25 protein-coding genes are annotated in these 21,618 nt (G+C 68.5%); 4 read left to right on the top strand and 21 right to left on the bottom strand.

Going from position 1 to position 21,618, the window contains the following annotated elements:
* Positions 1 to 43 precede the first annotated feature (43 nt).
* Positions 44 to 817, bottom strand: a complete 774-nt coding sequence (locus ACFWY9_RS41075) for an enoyl-CoA hydratase-related protein (RefSeq protein ID WP_378330378.1) — start codon at positions 815 to 817, stop codon at positions 44 to 46.
* Positions 790 to 1,788: a GlxA family transcriptional regulator gene (locus tag ACFWY9_RS41070; protein ID WP_378330379.1), complete on the bottom strand. Its 999-nt coding sequence runs from the start codon at positions 1,786 to 1,788 to the stop codon at positions 790 to 792. The genes ACFWY9_RS41075 and ACFWY9_RS41070 overlap by 28 nt, the downstream gene beginning before the upstream one ends.
* Before the next feature lie 72 nt (positions 1,789 to 1,860).
* Between ACFWY9_RS41070 and ACFWY9_RS41065 the strand changes: the two genes are divergently transcribed.
* Complete coding sequence (locus tag ACFWY9_RS41065; RefSeq protein WP_378341435.1) at positions 1,861 to 2,421, top strand: cysteine hydrolase family protein; 561 nt, start codon at positions 1,861 to 1,863, stop codon at positions 2,419 to 2,421.
* Between the two features lie 244 nt (positions 2,422 to 2,665).
* Here ACFWY9_RS41065 and ehuA read toward each other — a convergent pair whose 3' ends face one another.
* The 5 genes from ehuA to ACFWY9_RS41040 form a co-directional block, all read right to left on the bottom strand.
* Complete coding sequence (ehuA, locus tag ACFWY9_RS41060; protein WP_378341436.1) at positions 2,666 to 3,430, bottom strand: ectoine/hydroxyectoine ABC transporter ATP-binding protein EhuA; 765 nt, start codon at positions 3,428 to 3,430, stop codon at positions 2,666 to 2,668.
* Between the two features lie 10 nt (positions 3,431 to 3,440).
* Positions 3,441 to 4,100 carry an ectoine/hydroxyectoine ABC transporter permease subunit EhuD gene (gene ehuD / locus ACFWY9_RS41055; protein WP_378330381.1) on the bottom strand — a complete coding sequence of 220 codons (660 nt, stop codon included), beginning with the start codon at positions 4,098 to 4,100 and terminating at the stop codon, positions 3,441 to 3,443.
* Positions 4,100 to 4,801, bottom strand: a complete 702-nt coding sequence (ehuC, locus tag ACFWY9_RS41050; RefSeq protein WP_378341434.1) for an ectoine/hydroxyectoine ABC transporter permease subunit EhuC — start codon at positions 4,799 to 4,801, stop codon at positions 4,100 to 4,102. Before ehuC ends, ehuD begins: the two co-directional genes overlap by 1 nt.
* Before the next feature lie 13 nt (positions 4,802 to 4,814).
* Positions 4,815 to 5,708: an ectoine/hydroxyectoine ABC transporter substrate-binding protein EhuB gene (gene ehuB, locus ACFWY9_RS41045; RefSeq protein WP_378341433.1), complete on the bottom strand. Its 894-nt coding sequence runs from the start codon at positions 5,706 to 5,708 to the stop codon at positions 4,815 to 4,817.
* 217 nt (positions 5,709 to 5,925) lie between these two features.
* A complete protein-coding gene (locus tag ACFWY9_RS41040; protein ID WP_378341432.1) occupies positions 5,926 to 7,947 on the bottom strand; it encodes a protein meaA in 2,022 nt (673 codons plus the stop codon).
* Between the two features lie 243 nt (positions 7,948 to 8,190).
* Between ACFWY9_RS41040 and ACFWY9_RS41035 the strand changes: the two genes are divergently transcribed.
* Entirely contained in the window at positions 8,191 to 8,817 is a 627-nt protein-coding gene (locus ACFWY9_RS41035) for a LysE family translocator (protein ID WP_378341431.1), read from the top strand.
* On the opposite strand, the gene ACFWY9_RS41030 is transcribed toward ACFWY9_RS41035, so the two are convergent.
* Genes ACFWY9_RS41030 through ACFWY9_RS41020 form a run of 3 tightly spaced genes read right to left on the bottom strand, consistent with a single transcriptional unit; the run spans position 8,814 to position 11,270 of the window.
* A complete protein-coding gene (locus ACFWY9_RS41030) occupies positions 8,814 to 10,022 on the bottom strand; it encodes an alpha/beta hydrolase family protein (RefSeq protein ID WP_378341430.1) in 1,209 nt (402 codons plus the stop codon). The genes ACFWY9_RS41035 and ACFWY9_RS41030 overlap by 4 nt on opposite strands.
* Positions 10,019 to 10,840 carry an NmrA family NAD(P)-binding protein gene (locus tag ACFWY9_RS41025; RefSeq protein WP_378341429.1) on the bottom strand — a complete coding sequence of 274 codons (822 nt, stop codon included), beginning with the start codon at positions 10,838 to 10,840 and terminating at the stop codon, positions 10,019 to 10,021. Before ACFWY9_RS41025 ends, ACFWY9_RS41030 begins: the two co-directional genes overlap by 4 nt.
* On the bottom strand, positions 10,833 to 11,270 hold the full coding sequence (locus ACFWY9_RS41020) for a nuclear transport factor 2 family protein (RefSeq protein WP_378341428.1): 438 nt from the start codon (positions 11,268 to 11,270) through the stop codon (positions 10,833 to 10,835). Before ACFWY9_RS41020 ends, ACFWY9_RS41025 begins: the two co-directional genes overlap by 8 nt.
* A 94-nt stretch (positions 11,271 to 11,364) precedes the next feature.
* Here ACFWY9_RS41020 and ACFWY9_RS41015 point away from each other — a divergent pair, with 94 nt between their 5' ends.
* Positions 11,365 to 11,958 (top strand): TetR/AcrR family transcriptional regulator, encoded by a 594-nt coding sequence (locus tag ACFWY9_RS41015; RefSeq protein WP_378341427.1) that lies wholly within the window; start codon positions 11,365 to 11,367, stop codon positions 11,956 to 11,958.
* Positions 11,959 to 11,965: 7 nt separating this feature from the next.
* Here the strand turns inward: ACFWY9_RS41015 and ACFWY9_RS41010 are convergent, their stop codons facing one another.
* Positions 11,966 to 12,541: a Uma2 family endonuclease gene (locus ACFWY9_RS41010; RefSeq protein ID WP_378341426.1), complete on the bottom strand. Its 576-nt coding sequence runs from the start codon at positions 12,539 to 12,541 to the stop codon at positions 11,966 to 11,968.
* A gap of 51 nt (positions 12,542 to 12,592) precedes the next feature.
* Entirely contained in the window at positions 12,593 to 13,867 is a 1,275-nt protein-coding gene (murA, locus tag ACFWY9_RS41005) for a UDP-N-acetylglucosamine 1-carboxyvinyltransferase (protein ID WP_378330390.1), read from the bottom strand.
* A gap of 99 nt (positions 13,868 to 13,966) precedes the next feature.
* Between murA and ACFWY9_RS41000 the strand changes: the two genes are divergently transcribed.
* On the top strand, positions 13,967 to 14,539 hold the full coding sequence (locus tag ACFWY9_RS41000) for a cob(I)yrinic acid a,c-diamide adenosyltransferase (protein ID WP_378341425.1): 573 nt from the start codon (positions 13,967 to 13,969) through the stop codon (positions 14,537 to 14,539).
* 91 nt (positions 14,540 to 14,630) lie between these two features.
* Here the strand turns inward: ACFWY9_RS41000 and ACFWY9_RS40995 are convergent, their stop codons facing one another.
* The 9 genes from ACFWY9_RS40995 to ACFWY9_RS40955 form a co-directional block, all read right to left on the bottom strand.
* Positions 14,631 to 14,783, bottom strand: a complete 153-nt coding sequence (locus ACFWY9_RS40995) for a hypothetical protein (protein ID WP_378330392.1) — start codon at positions 14,781 to 14,783, stop codon at positions 14,631 to 14,633.
* A gap of 157 nt (positions 14,784 to 14,940) precedes the next feature.
* A complete protein-coding gene (locus ACFWY9_RS40990; RefSeq protein ID WP_378330393.1) occupies positions 14,941 to 15,375 on the bottom strand; it encodes a DUF2550 domain-containing protein in 435 nt (144 codons plus the stop codon).
* 21 nt (positions 15,376 to 15,396) lie between these two features.
* Positions 15,397 to 15,762 carry a F0F1 ATP synthase subunit epsilon gene (locus tag ACFWY9_RS40985; RefSeq protein WP_378330394.1) on the bottom strand — a complete coding sequence of 122 codons (366 nt, stop codon included), beginning with the start codon at positions 15,760 to 15,762 and terminating at the stop codon, positions 15,397 to 15,399.
* A gap of 116 nt (positions 15,763 to 15,878) precedes the next feature.
* On the bottom strand, positions 15,879 to 17,306 hold the full coding sequence (gene atpD / locus ACFWY9_RS40980; protein WP_378330395.1) for a F0F1 ATP synthase subunit beta: 1,428 nt from the start codon (positions 17,304 to 17,306) through the stop codon (positions 15,879 to 15,881).
* Entirely contained in the window at positions 17,306 to 18,244 is a 939-nt protein-coding gene (locus ACFWY9_RS40975) for a F0F1 ATP synthase subunit gamma (protein WP_378330396.1), read from the bottom strand. The genes atpD and ACFWY9_RS40975 overlap by 1 nt, the downstream gene beginning before the upstream one ends.
* A gap of 11 nt (positions 18,245 to 18,255) precedes the next feature.
* The gene (gene atpA / locus ACFWY9_RS40970; RefSeq protein WP_378330397.1) at positions 18,256 to 19,896 is read right to left on the bottom strand and encodes a F0F1 ATP synthase subunit alpha; all 1,641 of its coding nucleotides are present in this window, start codon (positions 19,894 to 19,896) and stop codon (positions 18,256 to 18,258) included.
* A 57-nt stretch (positions 19,897 to 19,953) separates the two neighbouring features.
* Positions 19,954 to 20,781 (bottom strand): F0F1 ATP synthase subunit delta, encoded by an 828-nt coding sequence (locus tag ACFWY9_RS40965; protein ID WP_378341424.1) that lies wholly within the window; start codon positions 20,779 to 20,781, stop codon positions 19,954 to 19,956.
* Between the two features lie 6 nt (positions 20,782 to 20,787).
* Positions 20,788 to 21,336, bottom strand: a complete 549-nt coding sequence (locus ACFWY9_RS40960) for a F0F1 ATP synthase subunit B (protein ID WP_378330399.1) — start codon at positions 21,334 to 21,336, stop codon at positions 20,788 to 20,790.
* Positions 21,337 to 21,364: 28 nt separating this feature from the next.
* Positions 21,365 to 21,618 (bottom strand): ATP F0F1 synthase subunit C (locus ACFWY9_RS40955; RefSeq protein ID WP_378341423.1); only part of this gene is annotated, 254 nt, incomplete at its 5' end.

Here is a 21,618-nt window from a genome sequence, read left to right as displayed (position 1 = left end):
CTTTCCTCGCATGCGACGCGAGGAAAGTCCCCTTCGGCTCACGTCAGTCCGGCCAGGAGGGGTGGCGCTTTTCGAGGAACGCGGCCATGCCTTCGCGGGCGCCGGGGAGCTGGGACGCCGCGGCCATGACCTCCAGCGCGATCGTGTAGGCATCGGCTTCGGGACGGTCCAACTGGGCGTACAGCGTCTGCTTGCCGAGCGCCTTGCTCGCCCGGCTGCCCCTGGTCGCCCGCGCCAGTAACCCGGCGACGGTGTCGTCCAGCTCGTCGTCCGGGACGACCCGGTTCACCAGGCCCCAGTGCAGCGCGGTGGCGGCGTTGACGACGTCGCCGGTCAGCGCCAGCTCCATCAGGCGCTTGCGGCCGACGGCCCGCGCGACCGGGACGGCCGGGGTGTGGCAGAACCAGCCGCCTTTCCCGCCCGGCAGCGCGAAACCGGCCGATTCCGCCGCCACGGCGAGGTCACACGACGCCACGAGCTGGCAGCCGGCGGCGGTCGCGAGGCCGTGCACGCGCGCGATCACGACCTGCGGCACCGACTGCATCGTGTGCATCAGGTCGGTGCACAGCTTCAGCAGCTCGCGTACCCCCGGCAGGTCCCGCGCGGCGACGTCGCCGAAGTCGTGCCCGGCGGAGAACACCGGCCCGGCCCCGGCCAGCACGATGCCGGTCGCGTCGGTCTTCCCGATCTCGCGGAACGCCGCGAGCAGCTCGGCGAGGTGCTCGGCGGACAGCGAGTTCCGCCGCGAAGCGCGGTTCATGGTGACGGTGACGGTCTCGCCGTCCCGCTTCACGAGGATGTGCTCGTACTCGGCCATGATCCGACGGTAGCCCCCACGGCGCGGGAACGAAACGTGCGCCGGTAGGAGTCCGGCCCGACGCCGACCTCGGTCCGCATCCGGCGCCGCAGGTTCCCCGCGGTCCCCAGCCCGGACCGCTCGGCGACCCGCTCGACCGGCAGCTCGGTGGTCTCCAGCAGCCGCTGCGCGTACCGCACCCGCTGGACCCGCAGCCACCGTCCCGGCGTGACCCCGGTGGCCGCGGCGAACTCGCGGTGGAAAGTGCGCTCGCTCATGCCCGCGTGCCCGACCAGGTCGTCCACCCCGATGTCCTCGCCGAGCCGCGCCATCGCCCAGTCCATTGTGGACGTCATACCCGGACGGGACGGCCTGGCCGGCAAGGGGTTCTCGACGTACTGGCGCTGACCGCCTTCCCTGGCTGGCGGCATGACCAAGCGGCGGGCCAGGGTCGCCGCCACGTCGGCGCCGTGGTCGCGGCGGACCAGGTGCAGGCACAGGTCGAGCCCGCCGACCACGCCCGCCGAGGTCAGGATGTCGCCGTCGTCGGTGTACAGGACATCCGGCTCGAGACGCGCCTCGGGCGCGACGCGTTCGAGGTCGGCGAAGAGCGACCAGTGCGTCGTCGCGGCATGGCCGTCGAGCAGTCCGGCGGCGGCCAGGGTGAACGCACCCGAGCAGAGCGACGCGACGACGCTGCCCGCGCGATGGGCCCGGCGCAGCGCCGCGACGGCGACCTTCGGGACGTCGCCGCGCGGGTCCACGCGGCCCGGCGCGAGCACGAGGTCGCAGCCGCCGAGCCCGGCGAGCCCGTGCGTGGCCGCGAGGTCACCGGCCGGGTGCAGCGCCGTGCGCACCCGGCCGGGGCTGCACCAGCGCAGCTCGAACGGCCCGATTCCGCTCGCGGTCCGGTCCTGGCCCCAGACCTCGCCGATCACCCCGACGTCGAACATCCGGGTGCCCGGCAGCAGCAGTACCCCGATCGTGTGCATGGCAGAAAAGTACCGCATCGCGCGTCTTCTGCCACTCCCCTGCGGCGGCCACGTCCCGCGAAACTCGGGAGCATGACGAACACGGCACTGATCCTGATCGACGTCCAGCGCGGTTTCGACGCCCCGGATTTCTGGGGCCCACGCAACAATCCCGGCGCCGAAGCCAACATCAAGGCGCTCCTCGACGCCTGGCAGGAACGACGGCTTCCGGTCGTCCTCGTACACCACGACTCGGCGAAACCGGACTCGCCGCTGCGCCCCGGGCAGCCGGGTAACGACTTCAAGGCCGAACTCGACGGCGCCCGGCCGGACCTGGTGTTCGGCAAGAAGGTGAACTCGGCGTTCATCGGCGACGTCGATCTGGACGGGTGGCTCGAAACCCGGGGCATCACGAGCTTCGTACTGGCCGGGATCCAGACGAACTTCTGCTGCGAAACCACCGCGCGGATGGGCGGAAACCTCGGCTACGACGTCACTTTCGCCCTCGACGCCACCTACACCTTCGACCTCGAAGGACCGGACGGCGCCGTGGTGACCGCGGACGAGCTGAACCGCACGACCGCCGCGAACCTGCACGGCGGCGGCTTCGCGACCGTGAAGTCCACAAAGGACGTTCTCGCGGGACTCCGCTGAGCCCGAGACCACTGATCGCCCGGGGAGCCGGGTGGCGCGAACCCGGCTTCCCGGACGAGCCGGAGCGGCGAACGGCGAGCCACCGTGGAACCCCGGCGGCACGTTCGTCCGGACGCCCGGTTCGAGGACATCACCTCACGGCCCGCCGGTCGAGCCGGTCTGCCCCTTCGTCGACGGGCCGTGGTGCGATCGGGCAGCGGGCTGCTCGCTGTGGCCTGCCGGCTGCCGCCGAGGCAGCCGTCGCTCACTCGCGGTCGATCACCGCCTTCAGGAACCGCCGGGTCCGCTCGTGTTCGGGCTCGCTGAACAGTTTCTCCGGCGCGGCGTCCTCGAGCACCCGGCCGTGGTCGAACATCATCACCCGGTCCGAAACGTCCTGGGCGAACTGCATTTCGTGGGTCACGCACAGGATAGTGATGTCCGTGCTGGTCGCGATGTCCCGCAGCACCCGCAGGACGTCCGCGACGAGCTCCGGGTCGAGCGCGGAGGTCACCTCGTCCAGCAGCAGCACGTCGGGCCGCATCGCGAGCGCCCGCGCGATGGCGACCCGCTGCTGCTGGCCACCGGACAGCTGGGTGGGGTGCGCCTGGGCCTTGTCCGACAGCCCGACCATGTCCAGCAGGTCGAGTGCCCGCGCCTCGGCCTCGTCGACGGCGAGGCCGAGCGAGCGGACCGGCGCCTCGGTGATGTTGCGCAGCACGTTCATGTTGGGGAACAGGTTGAACTGCTGGAACACCATCCCGATGCGCCGGCGCATCTCGCGCAGGTGCTTCTCGTCCGCGCGCACGAGCTTGTCACCCTTGCGCATATGGCTCAGATAGTCGCCGCAGACCTCGATCGTGCCGTCGTCGGCCTTTTCCAAGGTCATCAGCAGCCGCAGGATCGTCGTCTTCCCGGAGCCGCTCGGGCCGATCAGCGAGACGAACTCCCCCGGCGCGACGGAGAAATCGAGATCGTCGAGCACGACGTTGGCGCCGAACTTCTTGACCACCCCGGAAAACCGGATCATCGCGTGGGGATCAGGCACTGTGGACACGGCGGCGTTCCAATCTCCGGACCAGTATCGAGGCGGGCAGGCTCACCAGGAGGAAGAGCACCCCGGCCATGGTGTAGGGCTCGACGACGCGGAAAGTGTCCGCGCCCACCGCTTTCGCCTGGTACAGCACGTCCAGCACGCCGATCGCCAGCAGCAGCGGGGTTTCCTTGAACATCGAGATGGTGTAGTTGCCCAGCGCGGGTAGCACCCGCGGGATCGCCTGGGGCAGGATCACCGCACGCCACGTGCGCGCCCGCGGCAGGTTCAGCGCGACCGCGGCCTCCCACTGTCCTTTCGGGACGGCCTCGATCCCCGCCCGGTACACCTCGGCCGCGTAGGTCGCGTAGTGCACCCCGAGCGCCACCACCCCGGTGACGAAGGCGGACATCTTGAACCCGGTCACCGGCGGCACCAGCCAGAACAGGACGAACACCTGGATCAGCAACGGGGTGCTGCGCACGAACTCGATGAACAGCCAGATCGCCTGGGACAGCACGGGAATCCGCGCGCGGCGCAGAATCGCCAGTACGAGGCCGAGTGCGTAGGCCAGCGCCGAGCCCAGCAGCGTGAGCTCGACCGTCACGAGCAAACCCTTGAGCAGCAAGGGAAGCGAGTCGAACGCCGCCTGCCAGCTCCAGTTCATCACACACCTCCCGCCGAGGCGACGGCCTTGGTCCGCGACGGCGGCGTCCGGCCGAGACGCCGCGCCGACGCTCGCTCCAGCGCCCGCATCCCGATCGTGATCAGGATCGCGAGCAGCAGGTAGAGCACGAGTTCGGTGGCGTAGATCCAGACGATGTCCGCGCCGAACACCGGCCGCAGCAGCTCACCCTGTTCGGCGATCTCGCCCGCCGAGATGAACGACAGCAGCGCGGTGCTCTTGAGCAGCTGGATGAACAGGTTGTTGAACGGGGGCAGCATTTCCACGAACGCCTGCGGCAGGATCACCCTGGTCATCCGCTGCGCCGGCGTCAGGTTGAGCGCGATCGCGCCCTCGTACTGTTCCTTCGGCACCGACCGCACCGCGCCCCGCACGATCTCCGCGCCGTACGCGCCGTGGTTGAGGCCCAGCACGAGGATGCCCGCGAACAGCGGCACGAGCTGGAAACCGACGAGCACGGGCAGCACGAAGAACAGCCAGAACAACTGCACGACTTCCGAGGTGCCACGGAAGATTTCGACGTACAGCCGCGCGATGCCCCGGACGATCCGCGACGGCGAGAGCAGCGCGAGACCGGCGACGAGGGCGAGCACCACAGTGAGCGCTATGCCGCCGAGGGCAGCTTCAACCGTCGCGGTCAGTCCACTGAGGACGGACGTGACGATGTGCGACACGTTTGACATGACGCGCCACCCGTTACGCGGCGCACAGCTTTTCGGTGGTCACGTCCGGCTTCGGCAGGTTCGCCTCGGTGAAGCCGAACGGAGCGACGATCCTGGCCCATTCCCCGCCGTCGTGCAGCTTCTTCAGTTCGGCGTTGAAGGCGTCCCGCAGCGAGGTGTCACTGGTGCGGAAGACGAAACCGCCCGCCGAGATCACCGGTTTGCCGTCCTTCATCGGGTCGAATCCCTGCGTAACCTCGGCGGCCGCGCCGGGATTCTTCTTCAGCAGGTCCTTGAGCGAGATGTCGGTGAGCGCGGCGCAGTAGACCCGGCCGTCGGTGACCGCGCGCAGCAGGTTGTCCTGGGAGTCCAGGGTGGTGATCTGGTCCTCGGGCACCCCGGAGTCGGTGGCGTAGCCCTTCTCCACGGCCGCCGAGAGCACCGCGACCTTGACCTTCTTCGCCTTGATGTCCTCGAACTTCAGTACCTGCTGCGGATTGCCCTTCGGCACCAGCAAAGCCGTCAGCGCCGAATAGTCCGGCAGCGAGAAAGCCGCCTGGCCACAGCGTTTCTGGGTGATGTTCATCCCGGCCGCGACGACGTCGTACTTCTTCGCGTTGAGCGCGGGGATCAGCTGGTCGAAGGACACCGCCTCGGCCTCGACGGCGTCGATGCCCATTGCCTTGAACACCGCGCGCGCGACCTCGGGCGCTTCGCCGGTGACTCGCCCGCTCTGGTCGGTGAATCCGTACGGGGATTCGTTCGCGATGCCGATCTTGATTTTCTTGGCGCTCTTCGCCGCCTGCAGCGCGTCACCGGAGGACGTCGACGTGCACGCGGACAACAGGACGGGACCACCGATCGCGGCGGCGCCCAACACCGCCGAACGGCGGAAAAAGTCACGCCGGGACCACTCGCCGTGCTTCATGACAGCACCTCGTTTCGATCCATTCTGGGTGAACCGAACGTAGGTGCCGCACCGGAACAAAGCACGGTGAGCGGAATGATCACCGCCCGCCGTTACCGGAAATTGACCGTTGGAAACGGTAAGTGTCCACTCCTTCTCGGCCCGTTACCTCGCGGCCGCGTTTCGAAAATCATAAACGTGTTGCCAGTTTTCTGGGTAATTTTCCGATGAATCGCGTTCAGGCGCCGAGTCCGTGCCGCTCCCGCACAAGACTCACGATGCCGTCCATGATGTCGGTCAGCTCGTAGTCCTTCGGCGTGAACACCCGCGCGATCCCGCGTTCGAGCAGCAGCTGCTCGTCGTCCGGCGGGATGATGCCGCCGACGATCACCGGGATGTCGCCGGCACCCGCCGCCCGCAGGCCGTCCACCACGTTCGGCACGACTTCGAGATGCGAACCGGACAGCACGGACAGCCCCACCACGTGCACGCCTTCCTGCACGGCTGCCGCGACGATCTGCTCCGGGGTGAGCCGGATGCCCTGGTAGACGACCTCGAAACCGACGTCGCGGGCACGGACGGCGACCTGCTCGGCACCGTTGGAATGTCCGTCCAGCCCGGGTTTCCCGACCAGGATGCGCAGGCGCTCGCCGAGTTCGGCCTCGGTGGCCCTGACCCGTTCGCGGACCCGCTCCAGCCCGGGATCGCCCGAGCCCGCGGCCGCCGAGGCGGACACTCCCGTCGGCGCCCGGTATTCGCCGAACACCTCACGCAGCGCGGCCGACCACTCGCCGGTGGTGACCCCGGCCCGCGCACAGTCCACAGTGGCCTCGAACAGGTTCTCCGTCGTCTCGGCCTTTTCGCGCAGCTTCGCCAGGGATCGTTCGACGGCGGCGTTGTCGCGCTGCGTCCGCCATTCCTCGATCGCGGCGACCGCGGCCTTCTCCACCGCCGGGTCGACGGTCTCGATCGCCTTGGCGCCTTCGGCTTGCAGCGGTGAGGGCTCGGTGGTCTCGAACTTGTTGACCCCGACCAGGATCCGCTCGCCGTTCTCCATCCCGCGGCGGTACTCCGCGAGCGAGGTGACCAGCTGCGACTTCATGTAGCCGCTCTCGACCGCCGCGACCGCGCCGCCGAGGTCCTGCACGCGCGCGATCTCCTCGCGCGCGCCCGCGACGATTTCGTCCACTTTGGCCTGAATGACGTACGAACCGTCGAAGATGTCCTCGTACTCCAGCAGATCCGTCTCGAACGCGAGAACCTGTTGCATCCGCAGTGCCCACTGCTGATCCCACGGACGCGGCAGGCCGAGCGCCTCGTTCCACGCCGGCAACTGGATCGCGCGGGCCCGCGCGCCACGGGAAAGCGACACGGCCAGCATCTCCAGCACGATGCGCTGGACGTTGTTCTCCGGCTGCGCCTCGGTCAGGCCCAGCGAGTTGACCTGGACGCCGTAACGCAGCCGCCGCGCCTTCGGATCCGTTACGCCGTAACGATCGCGCGTGATCTCGTCCCAGAGCGCGGTGAACGCGCGCATCTTGGACATCTCCTCGACGAACCGCACACCGGCGTTGACGAAGAACGAGATCCGCGCGACGACCTTGGCCATGTCGCCCTCGTCGACCTGGCCGGAATCGCGGACGGCGTCGAGGACGGCGATCGCGGTGCACAGCGCGTAGGCGACCTCCTGCGTCGGCGTCGCCCCGGCCTCCTGCAGGTGATAGCTGCAGATGTTGATCGGGTTCCACTTCGGCACGTGGTGCACGGTCCACGCGATCATGTCGGTGATCAGCCGCAGGCTCGGCCCCGGCGGGAAGATGTACGTCCCGCGGGACAGGTACTCCTTGATGATGTCGTTCTGCGTGGTGCCGGTGAGCTTGGCGAGCACCTCGTCGATGTCGCGTCCTTCGGCTTCGGCCTGTTCGCGCGCCACGGAGACGTACAGCGCCAGCAGCCACATGGCGGGCGCGTTGATCGTCATCGACGTGTTGGCCTCGGCGAGCGGGATGCCGTCGAAGAGCCGCCGCATGTCACCGATGTGCGCGACCGGGACGCCCACCTTGCCGACCTCACCGCGGGCGAGCGGGTGGTCGGGGTCGTAGCCGGTCTGCGTCGGCAGGTCGAAGGCGACCGAGAGGCCGGTCTGGCCCTTGGCGAGGTTGCGGCGGTACAGCTCGTTGGACGCGGCCGCCGAGGAGTGCCCGGCGTAGGTGCGCATCACCCATGGCCGGTCCCGCTCACGATCCGTTGGATAGGGCACGGTGCACCTCCGGTGGACGATTCGCCGAGTATACCGGCCGGTAACATAGTGCACTCAGTGGAATCCGACACGTCAGTGTGACCCGGCGGGCGGCCCGGCGCAGGTGCCGTAACGGCGCACTCGCGTGATTGGCGGCGTAACTCGCGTGATTGGACGGAGATCTCGCGTGACTGGAGGCGTCAGAAGGGCTGTGACGGAAATCCGCGAGACACCGTCCGGCCGCGAGAGTTAGCGTGGGCAGCCGTGACGTGGAGTTCTTACGGTAGTTACCTGGTCATCGCCGTGCTGATCGTGCTCGCGCCGGGGCCGGACACGATGGTGATGCTCAAGAACGCGCTGTCCGGCGGCACGAAGGGCGGTCTGCTCGCCACCGCGGGGATCTTCGCGGGCAACGCCGTCCAAGGCACCGCCGCCGCGCTCGGGCTCGGGGTCGTCATCGCGAGGTCGCAGCCGGTCTTCCTCACGCTCAAATGGCTCGGTGCGGCCTACCTGCTCTTCCTCGGCTTCCAGGCGCTGCGCGGCGCCTGGCGCGGCGACTACACGGGCGTCACCGAGACCCAGCGCCGGAAGGCGAGCGGGTTCCGGCGCTGGCGCGAGGGGTTCCTGTCCAACATCACCAATCCCAAGGTCCTGGTGCTCTACTTGTCGGTGCTGCCGCAGTTCCTCGACCCGGGCCGCACCACCACCTGGGACGCGCTGGCGCTCGCGTACACCGTCGCGGTGCTGGGCACAGGCTGGCTGCTGGTGCTGCTGTTCTTCGTGCACCGCGTCCGTGCCTGGCTGGAGCGGCGCCGGGTCCGTCGCGCGCTCGACGGAGTCACCGGCACCGCCCTGATCGGCTTCGGCGCAGCGCTCGCGGTGGAGAACTAGAGCGTCCGGTCCAGCCAGTCGTAGATGCGGCCGGCGGCCAGGCGCATCGCACCGGCGTGACAGTGCGCGTCGGCGCCTTCCTCGGCGGTGAACGTCAGCAACGTCTTCGGCGCGGTCAGGTGCTCGTACAGCCGCTGCGGTTCGGGCTTGATTTCGTCGTCGCCGTTGAAGAACAGATCCTCCGTGGCCTCGCACACGAGCACCGGGCAGGTGATCCGCTCGGCGACGCCGTCTTCGAGCGTGTACTGGAGGTACTTGGCGACGAACTCGCGGTCGCTCGCGGCACCCATGACGTACCGGCCGTGGTCAGTCGCCCAGCGCATGGTCGGGCTCGCTTCCCTTGCCGCGGCGAGGATTCCGTCGAGTTCGTCGTCACGCTCGGCGTTGGCGCGGCGCACGATCTCCGCGCGGTCCCACTTCAGGAAGGAGGGCAGGACCGAAGCCGCGTCGTAGACGCCGTCCACCGCGACCAGCGCGGCCAGCCGGGGCTCGAACGCCGCGGCGCGGGGCGCGAGCTCGCCGCCGAGGCTCACCCCGAGCAGCGCGATCTTTTCCTGGTCGACACCGGGCACATCGGCCAGGAAGTCGAGCACCGGGCCGACGACGTTCTCCCAGTCCGGCCGGAAGACCAGCCCGCGGCGGATCGCGCTCGGCTGCCCCGGACCGTCGAAGGTCAGCACGTGATAGCCGCGTTCGACGCAGGCGAGCGCGCCGAAGTAGTGCAGTTCCTCCGCACTGCCGTCGAACCCGCTGTGCATCACCAGCGTCGGCTTCGGGCCGTCGCCGGGCGCGCGGTAGAGGTAACCGTGCAGAACCGTGCCCTCGTAAGGGATTTCGACCGGTTCGATGGCGGGGCCGAACAGCTCCACCGCGCGGCGGAAAGTCTCCGCGCTCCGGTCGTACGAGTGGTTGATCCGTGGGTCGGCCGGGTTGCCGTGCAGGAAGAATCCCGCCGAGAAGTAGTAGGTCGAGGCCCGCATCAGGAGGTCCCGTTCGGTCACCGGGCGCGCCGACTTGGCTTCCTCCGCCAGGCGATCGGCCAGCGCGAGGTAGGCGTCGTGCCAGCTGTCGTAGTCACCCGGCTTGACCTGGGACGCCGCGGCGAGAACCTCGCCGAAGTCCGCGCCGCCGTACGCGGCGTGGCTGAACAGGCGCACGGTCTCGAACCAGAACTGGGCGTCGTCTTCGAACATGAGCTGCTTCATCGGATCTCCTCTTTCACGAAGGTGCGGAACGAACGGGCCGGGGTTCCGGTGACCCGTTCGACGGTCTGGGTGACACGGTCTTCGGCGCCGCGCTCGATGTACTCGTCCAGCGCGGCGAGCATCGCGGCGTACTCGGCGGGCAGGCCGTCGTTCCTCAGCCGCTCGGCGAACTCGTCCGGTGTGACGGTGCGGTGCCGCACCGGACGTCCGGTATGGCGGGCGATGATCTCGGCCGTTTCGGCGTAGCTCAGCGTCTCCGGGCCGGTGACGACGTGATCGGTGTTGTGCGGTTCGCCGTCGGTCAGCGCGCGGACCGCGACGGCCGCGATGTCGGCGGCGTCGACGAAGGCAACCCGGGCGTCACCGGTCGCCGTGACGATCTCGCCGGCCCGGACTCCCTGTGCCACCAGGTGCTCGCCGGTGAAGTTCTGCATGAACCACGACGGGCGAAGCACCGTCCACTCCGGCATTTCCGTGCGCACCAGGCGTTGCAACGCACCGAGCCCCGGAGTGTCCTCGGTGACCGCGGACGAGCTGAGCAGGACGACGCGGCGGACGCCCGCGGTCCGCGCGTCGGCCACGAACGGCTCGACCAGAGACAGCGGCTCGGCGACCCCGATCGGCGCGACGAGGTACACCGCGCGGACGTCGCGGACCGCGTCGGCGTGCGAGGAGCGATCGGTCCAGTCGAACCGGATCTGGCCGGGCTCGACGGGTTTCCGTGTTGCCGCACGGGTTTTCACACCGCGCTCGCGCAGCCCGGCGAGCACCCGGCTGCCGGTGGTCCCGGTGGCGCCGAGGACGAGGACGTCAGGCATCGCGACCACCTGCGAACGCCGCCATGAGTTCGTCCACACCGCCGAGCGCCTCGGCCGCGGCGAGCGGGCTCCAGTAGTCGCGGTAATGCCGGATCTCGCCGTCCCGCACGGTGACGACCGCGATGTAGCTCAGCCGGTACGGCCGCCCGGTGTGGACCGCGACGCCGGCGACCGCGAACTCCGCGATCACCACGGCCGGGTCGACGGTCTCGTGGATCTGCTGCCTGGTGATCGCGCGGATGTCGACGACGGCCGGGTAGTCCCGCAGGTACTCGTGGATCGCGGCACGGCCGTCGAGACGGCTCGGGTATCCGGGCGAAGCGAACGGGAACTCCAGCACGCCGTCCTCGGCCCACAGTCCGGCGAACGCGGACATGTTCTTGGCGAGCAACAGGTTCAGCGCGTACTCGACCAGCTCACGAGGTCGCATGGAAACTCCTTCAACGTTTGGACGATACGGGCCCGTCCCGACGTCGAACATACACGGGACGGTACCGTCCCGTCCACCCGTTACACTGGCCCGTATGAGCCCCCGCAAGCCGACCGGTGCCGCCGTACTGCAGCCCGAGGTCACCCAGGCCATCACCGACGCCGTCCTCGACGAACTCGCCGAGCAGGGCTACGGACGGCTGTCCATGGAAGCCGTCGCGAAACGCGCGAGCGTCGGCAAGAGCGCCTTGTACCGGCGGTGGTCGTCGAAGCAGGAAATGGTGACGGCGGTGGTGTCGGAGTTCAGCGTGGCCCGCGCCGACGTCGAGGACACCGGCTCATTGCGGGGCGACCTGCTGCTGACGCTGGAAGCGTTCCACGAGTGGATAACCCACCCGCAGTTCTCGCGCATTTTTCCCGATCTGGTCGCCGAAGGCGCGCGAACCGTCGAGCAGGCCGAACGCACGCGTCACGCCATCGGCGTCCCCCGGCGGGAACGCGCCGAAGCGATGCTGCGCCGCGCCATCGCCCGCGGCGAACTCCCCGGGGACACCGACCTCGAGATGGCCATGGACCTGCTCGCCGCGCCGATGTACTGGCGTCTCGTGGTGCGCCAGGCCCCGCTGGGCCCGGACTACCTGGACCGCCTCGCCGACCTGTTCCTCCGCGCGCTGGGCGCCAAGGTCTGACCCGGCTTCAGAGCAGTTCGGCCAGGTCGAGGGCGAAGTCGAACGGCTCGGAAACCTCGAGTTTCCGCTTGTGGATTCCCGCGGACGCGTAGGTCCTGGTGGTCGGATCGAGCTGGTAGCAGAACACCTTCAGCCCGCGGACATCGTCCGTCTCGTTTTCGACCCGCCAGAAATACGGAATCCTGGCGGCCGCGTACTCGGCCGGTTTGTCGGTCTGGTCGGCCGTGACCGAACCAGGAGACATCACCTCGACGACGAGCTTGCAGTGCTCCGGGCGGAGCACCGCGTCAGCGTCCAAGGACGACTCGTAAATCACCAGATCGGGGCGCCGATTGAGCAGGGGCACATCACGGAGCCGGAGATCGACGTCGAACTCGACGGCGAACTCCGGCCCGCAAGCCGCTTCCAGCGCGTAGGAAAGACGGCGGATGATCTTCTGGTGGGGGCGGCGCGGAGCCGGATTCACGACGATCGCTCCATCGACAACCTCAATGCTGCGGCAGACATCTTCGGGCAGCGCCTCATAGGCGGCAACGGTCAAGCCCTCAGGCGGGAGCACCATCCAGTCGGGTAGTGCCGTCATCGCAGACCCCTAACCTCGCAAACCTTGTATACGAGGTTACTCGACTGTGTACTACGAGCGCTCGGGTTCGCCGCCTACGCGCTCGACGCGGGCGCCGAGGCGGTTGAGGTTCTCCACGAAGTACGGGTAGCCGCGGTCGATGTGGAAGACGTCCCAGACCTCGGTGACGCCGTCCGCGCACAGCCCGGCCAGCACCAGTCCGGCGCCCGCGCGGATGTCCGAGGCCCACACCGGCGCGCTGGAGAGCCGGTCGACACCGCGGACGACGGCGTGGTGGCCGTCGGTGCGGGCGTCGCCGGAGAGCCGGATCATCTCCTCGATGAACCGGAACCGCGCCTCGTAGACGTTCTCGGTGATCATCGACGTGCCTTCGGAGACCGCCGAGAGCGCCACCGCGAACGGCTGCAGGTCGGTCGCGAAGCCCGGGTAGGGCAGCGTCACCCAGTCGACGGCCTTCGGGCGCTCGGGCTGGACGACGCGGAAACCCTTGTCGTCGAACGTGGTGACCTCGGCGCCGGCGAGCCGCAGCTTGTCCAGCACGAGGTCCAGGTGGTGCGGGTTCACCCCGCGCACGGTCAGGTCGCCCCGGGTCATCGAGGCGGCGAACGCCCAGGTGGCGCCGACGATCCGGTCTCCGATCACGCGGTGTTCGGTCGGGTGCAGCTTCTCGACGCCGTGCACGGTGAGCGTCGACGTGCCCGCGCCCTCGATCTTCGCGCCCATCTCGGTGAGCATCGTGCAGATGTCGGCGATCTCGGGCTCGCGCGCGGCGTTGTCGATGATCGTGGTGCCCTCGGCGAGCACGGCCGCCATGAGGATGTTCTCGGTGGCGCCGACGCTCGGGAAGTCCAGCCAGATCTGCGCGCCGTACAGGTTGTCGGCCTTCGCGACCACGCAGCCGTGTTCGATCGTGCTCGTGGCGCCCAGCTTGCGCAGGCCGCTCTGGTGCATGTCCAGCGGACGCGAGCCGATCGCGTCGCCGCCCGGCAGCGCGACGACCGCCTGCTTGAGCCGTCCGACCAGCGGGCCGAGCACGCAGACCGACGCGCGCAGCTTGCCCATCGCCGAAGAGTCCGCGCGGTGCGAAAGCTCCGCCGGGGTGGTGATTTTCGCCGTGTCGCCGTCGATGACGACCTCACAGCCGACACTGCGCAGGACGTCGCCCATCAGCGGGACGTCCAGGATCTGCGGACAGTTCGTGATCGTGGTGGTTCCCTCGGCCAGCAGGGCCGCCGCCATCAGCTTGAGGACGCTGTTCTTGGCGCCGACGACGTCGACCTCGCCGACCAGCCGGGCTCCACCATGCACGTCGAAGTGCTCGCTCATGGCCGCCAATCATGCCCTCTTGCCCACTCTTGCTTTTCAGGGGCCCAGTGCTTTTCAGTGGCCCAGTTGTCTTACGGCGGGCCGGGTAGAGTCGGCTCCATGGTCGTTCGCATCAACCGCGTCTACACGAAGGTCGGCGACAGCGGCACGACGGCGCTGGGGGACGGCTCACGCGTCCCCAAGACGTCCGCGCGGCTGGGCGCCTATGCCGACACGGACGAGGCGAATTCCGTCATCGGACTCGCGATCGCGCTCGGCGGGCTGTCTCCGGAAATCGGCGACGTGCTGCGTGCGGTGCAGAACGATCTCTTCGACGTCGGCGCGGATCTGTGCCTGCCGATCCAGGAGAACCCGCCCTACGAACCGTTGCGCATCACCGAGAAGTACCTCGAACGCCTCGAAGGCTGGTGCGACGAGTTCAACGAGCGGCTGCCGAAGCTGACGTCGTTCATCCTGCCCGGCGGCACCCCCGGCGCCGCCTTCCTGCACCAGGCCCGCACCGTCTCCCGCCGCGCCGAACGCTCCGCCTGGTCCCTCCTGGAAGCCGAGCCGGACACCACGAACCCGATTGCCGCGAAGTACCTGAACCGCCTGTCAGACCTGCTGTTCATCCTCGCCCGCCTCGCCAACCCGGACGGCGATGTCCTCTGGCAACCCGGCGGCGCCCCCTGATCACGCGAGATCTCCGCCTGATCACGCGAGTTCGCCATCCAGGTACGCGAGCCGACCGTTCAGGTACGCGAGTTCGCCGGAACGGTACCGCTCAGCCCTGTTCTTGCGCCGCCCAGTAACGCTCGAGGTCGACGTCCGGAGTCGAGTCCTGGCCCGGCTCCACGGCCTTCGTGGTGATGATGTCCTCCAGCCGGACCGGTTCGGGAAGCTTCGCCCAGCCCTGCTGACGCTCGATGTCTTCCATACGTCGAGGGTAGCCCCGCACGGCGGCTCGATGGCGCGGCGGAAATGCCGTCACCGACGGTCGGTTCACGTACCCGGAAGGTCGGCTCGCGTGCCTGGATGGTCGGTTCGCGTGTTTGGCGGGAGAACTCGCGTGATTGGGCGGAGATCTCGCGTGATCAGGAGGCGCGGGGGAGGCGGCGGCCGGGAGGGGCCGATTCGAGCCAGGAGAGGAAGCCGGTGAGGGCGCCGGGGCCCATGGCGATTTCGATGGCTTCCTGGGTCGAGGATTCGCAGCGGAGGACGGTGGAACCGTCGGGGACGGCGTAGGCCTCGGTGCCGGAGGGATCGCGGCGGTCGGCGATCTGCATGCTTTCCCGCTGGAAAACCCGGTCCGGACCAGTACGGAGGCTCCAGACGCGGAACCAGACGAACTCGTCACCCTCGTAGCGGCCGAGCCCGAGATGCCAGCTGGACCGCTCGTTGTCCGGACGCCACCGCAGCGCGACGCTCACGCCACCGCCTCGGCGCATCCGGACCCATCGCCACCCGTACCAGGCGACGAGAACCACGAGCACGATCAGGAGCCCCAGCACCACCAAGGTGATTTCCACGGCGCGGCCCCTGTCGCTCGATCAGACCGATTGACCGGCCGCGCGCAGCTGGGCCGATGCCCTCGCCCGCTCTGTCTCGTCCTCGGCGGTCAAGGCCGCCTTCGCGGCGTTGACGTCGATCTCGTCGGAAAGCTCGGCGCTCTCGGCGAGGACGCTGACCCCGGTGGCGGTGACCGAGAGGAAACCGCCGTGGACCGCGGCGCAGACCGTTTCGCCGTCCGTGGTCGTCACTTTCACGACGCCACCCTCGACCAGCTGGCCGAGCACGGGCTCGTGACCAGGCATGACGCCGATCTCGCCCTCGGTGGTCTGGGCCACCACGAAAGTGGCGGTACCCGACCAGAGACGGCGCTCGACGGCCACCAGCTCGACGGACATCTCAGCCACGTAGGACTCCTTCAGTTCGGGCGTTACCACCGAGTGTAATAGCAACAGGTCCGGTTACGAGACGGGCGGGGTCTTCAGTCCACAATGGACATCGACCCCGCCCGGCTCAGCGGGAATCACTTCTTGGTGATTTCCTTGTACTTCTTCTCCAGGTCCTCCAGACCACCGATACCCAGGAACGCCTGCTCCGGGTAGTGGTCGAAGTCACCCTTGGTGATGCGGTCGAACGACTCGATGGTCTCCGACAGCGGCACCGTCGAACCGGGCTGACCGGTGAACGCCTCGGCGACCAGCATGTTCTGCGACAGGAACCGCTCGATGCGGCGCGCGCGCTGAACGGTCAGCTTGTCCTCTTCCGAGAGCTCGTCCATACCGAGGATCGCGATGATGTCCTGCAGCTCCTTGTACTTCTGCAGGATCCGGATGACCTCGGAGGCGACCCGGTAGTGGTCCTCACCGACGATGGCCGGGTCGAGAATGGTCGACGTCGACGCCAGCGGGTCCACCGCCGGGAAGATGCCCTTCTGGAACACGCCACGCGAAAGCTCGGTGGTGGCGTCCAGGTGGGCGAACGTCGTCGCCGGGGCCGGGTCGGTGTAGTCGTCCGCGGGCACGTAGATCGCCTGCATCGAGGTGATCGACCGGCCACGGGTCGAGGTGATCCGCTCCTGCAGCTGCCCCATCTCGTCGGCCAGCGTCGGCTGGTAACCCACGGCCGAAGGCATGCGGCCCAGCAGGGTCGAGACCTCGGAACCGGCCTGGGTGAACCGGAAGATGTTGTCGATGAACAGCAGCACGTCCTGGTTCTGGACGTCGCGGAAGTACTCCGCCATGGTCAGCGCGGACAGCGCGACGCGCATACGCGTGCCCGGCGGCTCGTCCATCTGCCCGAACACCAGCGCGGTGTCGTTGATGACGCCGTCCTCGGACATCTCCAGGAAGAGGTCGTTGCCCTCACGGGTGCGCTCGCCGACCCCGGCGAACACCGACGTACCACCGAAGTTCCGGGCGACACGGGTGATCATCTCCTTGATGAGCACCGTCTTGCCGACGCCGGCACCGCCGAACAGGCCGATCTTGCCACCCTGCACGTACGGGGTCAGCAGGTCGACGACCTTGAGGCCGGTCTCCAGCATCTCCGTCTTGCCCTCGAGCTGGTCGAAGGACGGCGGGTTGCGGTGGATGCCCCAGCGCTCGAGGTCCTCGCCGTAGCCGGGCTCGTCGAGGCACTCGCCGAGCGCGTTGTAGACGTGGCCCTTGACCTTGTCGCCGACCGGGACGGTGATCGGCTTGCCGGTGTCGGTGACCTCGGCGCCGCGGACCAGACCGTCCTGCGGCTGCAGGGAGATCGTGCGGACGAGGTTGTCACCGAGGTGGCTGGCGACCTCGAGGGTCACCGTCTTGCGCAGCTGCTCGAACTCGATGTCGACCTTGAGCGCGTTGAACTGGTCGGGAACGGAACCGCGCGGGAACTCGACGTCAACGACCGGCCCGGTCACCGACACGATGCGCCCCTTGGCGCGCGGGGTTTCAGTACTGGTCATCAGTCATCACTTCCTGCTGCGGTCAGCGCGTTCGCGCCACCAACGATTTCGGAGATCTCCTGGGTGATCTGGGCCTGACGCGCCTGGTTCGCCTCCCGCGTCAGCGTGTTCACCAGTTCGTTCGCGTTGTCCGACGCGGCCTTCATCGCCGTCCGCCGCGCGGCCAGCTCGGACGCGGCCGATTCCAGCAACGCCGCGAAGATCCGCGTGTTGATGTACTTCGGCAGCAACGCGGCCAGCAGCTTGTCGGCGCTCGGCTCGAACTCGTAGCTCGGAAGCAGCCCGGCGGGCTTCTCCTCTTCGCCCTCCGAGTACTCGACCTCCAGCGGGGCGACCCGCTTGGCGACCGGCTTCTGCGTCAGCATCGAAACGAACTCGGTGTAGACCACGTGGATCTCGTCGACCCCGGCGACGCCGTCGGCGTTGCCGGTCGTGTCGTCCGCTCCGGCGAGGAACGACTCGACCAGCGTCTCCCCGGCCTCCGCCGCGCTGGCGTAGCCGGGCTGGTCGGAGAAGCCCGTCCAGCTGTCGGTCACCGGACGGCCGCGGAACCGGTAGTAGTTCAGCCCCTTGCTGCCGGTGACGTAGACCTGGGCTTCCTTGCCCTCTTCACGGAGCAGGGCAAGGAGTTCCTCGGTGGCACGCAGCACGTTGGCGTTGTAGCCACCGCACTGACCCTTGTCACTGGTCACCACGAGCACCGCGGCGCGCTTCGGGTTCGGCCGCTCGACGAGGAGCGGGTGGTCCAGGTTCGCCGCCGCACCGGCCAGCGCCGAGAGCACCTTGGTGATCTCGTCCGCGTACGGCCGGGAAGCGGCGACCTTCGCCCGCGCCTTGGTGATGCGCGCGGTGGCGATGAGCTCCATCGCCTTGGTGATCTTGCCGATCGACTTGGTCGCCTTGATGCGCGACCGAAGTTCCCGGAGTTGTGCGGCCATGAGCTACCCGCTTACTTCTTCGGGGCGGGCTTGTTGACCTTGACGGTCTCGTGCCCGACCTTGTCGGCGTCCATCGCGTCGGCGTCCGCCTCGACCAGGTTCTTGCCCTCGGAGGTGGTGAACTCCTTCTTGAACTCGTTCACCGCGTTGACCAGGCCCTCGCGAGCCTCGTCCGAGAACTTGCCCGTGTCGCGGATCGAGCCGAGGACGTCGGCGTGCTTGCGACGGGCCGAGTCGAGGAACTCGTGGTTGAACCGGCGGACGTCCTCGGTGGGCACCGAGTCGAAGTGCCCGTTCGTGCCGAGGTACACCGTGGCGACCTGCTCCTCGACCGGGATCGGCGAGTACTGCGGCTGCTTGAGCACCTCGTACAGCCGGACACCACGCTCGAGCTGCGCCTTCGACGCGTCGTCGAGGTCCGAGGCGAAGGCGGCGAACGCCTCCAGCTCGCGGTACTGCGACAGGTCGATACGCAGCGAACCCGAGACGTCCTTCAGCGCCTTGACCTGCGCGGCACCACCCACGCGGGAAACCGAGATACCCACGTCGATGGCCGGACGCTGACCGGCGTTGAACAGGTCCGACTGGAAGAAGCACTGGCCGTCGGTGATCGAGATGACGTTCGTCGGGATGTAGGCCGACACGTCGTTCGCCTTGGTCTCGATGATCGGCAGCCCGGTCAGCGAGCCGGCGCCCAGCTCGTCCGACAGCTTCGCGCAGCGCTCCAGCAGACGGGAGTGCAAGTAGAAGACGTCGCCGGGGAACGCCTCGCGGCCCGGCGGGCGGCGCAGCAGCAGCGAGATCGCGCGGTAGGCGTCGGCCTGCTTGGTCAGGTCGTCGAACACGATGAGGACGTGCTTGCCCTCGTACATCCAGTGCTGGCCGATGGCCGAACCGGTGTACGGCGCGATCCACTTGAAGCCCGCGGAGTCCGAAGCCGGGGCGGCGACGATGGTAGTGTACTCCATCGCGCCCGCGTCCTCGAGGGACTTCTTCACCGAGGCGATCGTGGAGCCCTTCTGGCCGACCGCGACGTAGATGCAGCGAACCTGCTTCTTCGGGTCGCCGGTCTCCCAGTTGGCCTTCTGGTTGATGATCGTGTCCACCGCGACCGCGGTCTTGCCGGTCTTGCGGTCGCCGATGATCAGCTGGCGCTGGCCGCGCCCGATCGGGGTCATCGCGTCGATCGCGGTGATCCCGGTCTGCATCGGCTCGGCCACCGGCTGGCGCTCGACCACCGAAGCGGCCTTGACCTCCAGCGGACGGCGGCCGGTGGTCTCGACCTCGCCGAGACCGTCGATCGGCTGGCCGAGCGGGTTCACGACGCGGCCGAGGTAGCCGTCGCCGACCGGCACGGACAGGACCTGCCCGGTGCGCTTGACCTGCTGGCCCTCTTCGACGCTTTCGAAGTCGCCGAGGATCGCGGCACCGATCTCGCGCGCGTCCAGGTTCAGCGCGACGCCGAGGACGCCGCCCGGGAACTCCAGCAGCTCGTTGGCCATGGCCGAGGGCAGACCCTCGACGTGGGCGATACCGTCACCGGCGTCGACCACGACGCCAACTTCTTCCCGGCTCACGTCCGGGGCGTAACTCGAGACGTAGTTCTCGATCGCGCTACGGATCTCATCCGAGGAGATCGTCAGCTCGGCCATGTCTTTCCCGCTCTCGCTTCGTTCTTGCCAGTGTGCAAAGTCTTGTGTGACGCCGGTTCAAGCCCGGGCGAGGCGCCGGCGCAGCGAGGCCAGCTGGCCCGCGGTGCTGCCGTCGATGACCTCGTCGCCGACTCGGACGACGAGACCGCCGCCGAGGGCCGGGTTCACTTCGACGTGCAAGGCGATCGGCCGCCCGTAGAGGTTGTTGAGCTTCGTGCCCAGCTGGGCGGTCTGCTCGTCCGACAGCGCGTTCGCACTGGTCACGTACGCGACCGAGCGCTCCCGGCGTTCCGCGGCCAGCTTGACCAGCTTGTCGAGCCCGACGCCGACCCCACGTCCCTTGGCACGGCGCACGACCTGCTCGACCAGGGTCTCGACGACCGGGTCGACCTTGCCGGCGAACAGCCCGCGCACAAGGGTCCGCTTGGCTTCGGCGGAACCGGCCAGGTCCGACAGCGCGGCCTCCAGCTCCGGGGCGCCCGCGACGATCCGCGAGACCTGGAACAGCTGGGACTCGACGGTGTCGACGTTCCCGGACTTCTCCGCGGCGGTCAGCAGCGCCGAGTGGCCGAGCGACTCGAGCCCGTCGACCAGCTGACGGGGGCTGGACCAGCGGCTGCCTGCCACAACGTCGAGCACCTTCAGCGCCGGATCGCCCAGCTTTCCGTCGAACAGCCGGCGCACCAGCCCGGTGCGGGACTCCGGCGCGGCCGAGGCGTCACTCACCGCCCGGCGCAGGCCGATCTCGGCGTCCAGCAGGTCGACGACCGAAAGCAGTTCGTCGCCGACCGTCGAGGACACGGCCGCTTCGGCGCCCGCCAGAACCTCGCCGAGGCGTTCCTCGGCGAGGCCGAGCGCTTCACGGCTCGCAGCATGCAGCGTCATCCTGGTCTACTTTCCCGCTCCGTTGGAGGCACCGGCGGTCTCCAGCTCCGCGAGGAACCGGTCGACGGTGCCGCGACGGCGCGCCTCGTCCTCGAGCGACTCACCGACGATGCGGCTGGCCAGCTCGACGGCGTTGCGGCCCATGTCGGCCCGCAGCTCGGCGACGATCTGCGCCTTCTGGGCCTGCAGCTGAGCCTGCCCGGCAGCGACGATGCGCTGGGACTCGGCCTCGGCCTCGGCACGCAGCTCCGCCTTGATCTGCTCGGCCTCGAGCCGCGCGTCGTCGCGGATCTTCGCGGCTTCGGACCGCGCCTCGGCCAGCTGCGCCTTGTACTGCGCCAGCGCCTCTTCGGCTTCGGCCTGGGCCTTTTCCGCCTTCTCGATGCCGCCCTCGATCTTCTGCGCGCGCTCCTCGTACATGGCCTCGAAACGAGGAACGACGTACTTCTTGAGGATGAACAGCAGGATGAGGAAGGCGACGAGGCCGAGGATCAGTTCCGGAACATTCGGAATGATCGGATTTTCCGCTGCCAGCACCATTTCGGTCTTCAGCACAACGTCTCCTTACGCGAGAGCGGACGACTCAGGCGGAGGCGATGAAGTAGATGACGATACCGATCAGGGCGAGCACCTCGGTGAGCACGAAGGTTCCGTAACCGATGCTCTGCAGCTTGCCCTGGGCCTCCGGCTGACGCGCGGTGCCGTTGATGACGGCGGCGAAGATCAGACCCACACCGATACCGGGGCCGATCGCGCCGAGACCGTAACCGATGGCGGCGAGACCCTTGTTGAGGTTGACGGTCTCGGCGGCCTGCTGGGCCAGAACGATGTTGCTCA

Origin of the sequence: Amycolatopsis sp. NPDC059027, assembly GCF_042739735.1 — a bacterium.
GTDB lineage: Bacteria > Actinomycetota > Actinomycetes > Mycobacteriales > Pseudonocardiaceae > Amycolatopsis.
Note: the sequence above shows the minus strand (reverse complement) of the source record. Positions and strands in the feature narration are given on the sequence as shown.

Coding starts and splice junctions, on each gene's coding strand:
- atpD (WP_378330395.1), bottom strand. CDS start 17,306: ATGACCAGTACTGAAACCCCGCGCGCCAAGGGGCGCATCGTGTCGGTG.
- ACFWY9_RS40975 (WP_378330396.1), bottom strand. CDS start 18,244: ATGGCCGCACAACTCCGGGAACTTCGGTCGCGCATCAAGGCGACCAAG.
- ACFWY9_RS41030 (WP_378341430.1), bottom strand. CDS start 10,022: ATGAAGCAGCTCATGTTCGAAGACGACGCCCAGTTCTGGTTCGAGACC.
- murA (WP_378330390.1), bottom strand. CDS start 13,867: ATGAGCGAGCACTTCGACGTGCATGGTGGAGCCCGGCTGGTCGGCGAG.
- ACFWY9_RS41020 (WP_378341428.1), bottom strand. CDS start 11,270: ATGCGACCTCGTGAGCTGGTCGAGTACGCGCTGAACCTGTTGCTCGCC.
- ACFWY9_RS41070 (WP_378330379.1), bottom strand. CDS start 1,788: ATGCACACGATCGGGGTACTGCTGCTGCCGGGCACCCGGATGTTCGAC.
- ehuA (WP_378341436.1), bottom strand. CDS start 3,430: ATGATCCGGTTTTCCGGGGTGGTCAAGAAGTTCGGCGCCAACGTCGTG.
- ACFWY9_RS41065 (WP_378341435.1), top strand. CDS start 1,861: ATGACGAACACGGCACTGATCCTGATCGACGTCCAGCGCGGTTTCGAC.
- ehuB (WP_378341433.1), bottom strand. CDS start 5,708: ATGAAGCACGGCGAGTGGTCCCGGCGTGACTTTTTCCGCCGTTCGGCG.
- ACFWY9_RS40965 (WP_378341424.1), bottom strand. CDS start 20,781: ATGACGCTGCATGCTGCGAGCCGTGAAGCGCTCGGCCTCGCCGAGGAA.
- ACFWY9_RS41025 (WP_378341429.1), bottom strand. CDS start 10,840: ATGCCTGACGTCCTCGTCCTCGGCGCCACCGGGACCACCGGCAGCCGG.
- ehuC (WP_378341434.1), bottom strand. CDS start 4,801: ATGTCAAACGTGTCGCACATCGTCACGTCCGTCCTCAGTGGACTGACC.
- ACFWY9_RS41075 (WP_378330378.1), bottom strand. CDS start 817: ATGGCCGAGTACGAGCACATCCTCGTGAAGCGGGACGGCGAGACCGTC.
- ACFWY9_RS41000 (WP_378341425.1), top strand. CDS start 13,967: ATGGTCGTTCGCATCAACCGCGTCTACACGAAGGTCGGCGACAGCGGC.
- ACFWY9_RS40995 (WP_378330392.1), bottom strand. CDS start 14,783: ATGGAAGACATCGAGCGTCAGCAGGGCTGGGCGAAGCTTCCCGAACCG.
- atpA (WP_378330397.1), bottom strand. CDS start 19,896: ATGGCCGAGCTGACGATCTCCTCGGATGAGATCCGTAGCGCGATCGAG.
- ACFWY9_RS41010 (WP_378341426.1), bottom strand. CDS start 12,541: ATGACGGCACTACCCGACTGGATGGTGCTCCCGCCTGAGGGCTTGACC.
- ehuD (WP_378330381.1), bottom strand. CDS start 4,100: ATGAACTGGAGCTGGCAGGCGGCGTTCGACTCGCTTCCCTTGCTGCTC.
- ACFWY9_RS41015 (WP_378341427.1), top strand. CDS start 11,365: ATGAGCCCCCGCAAGCCGACCGGTGCCGCCGTACTGCAGCCCGAGGTC.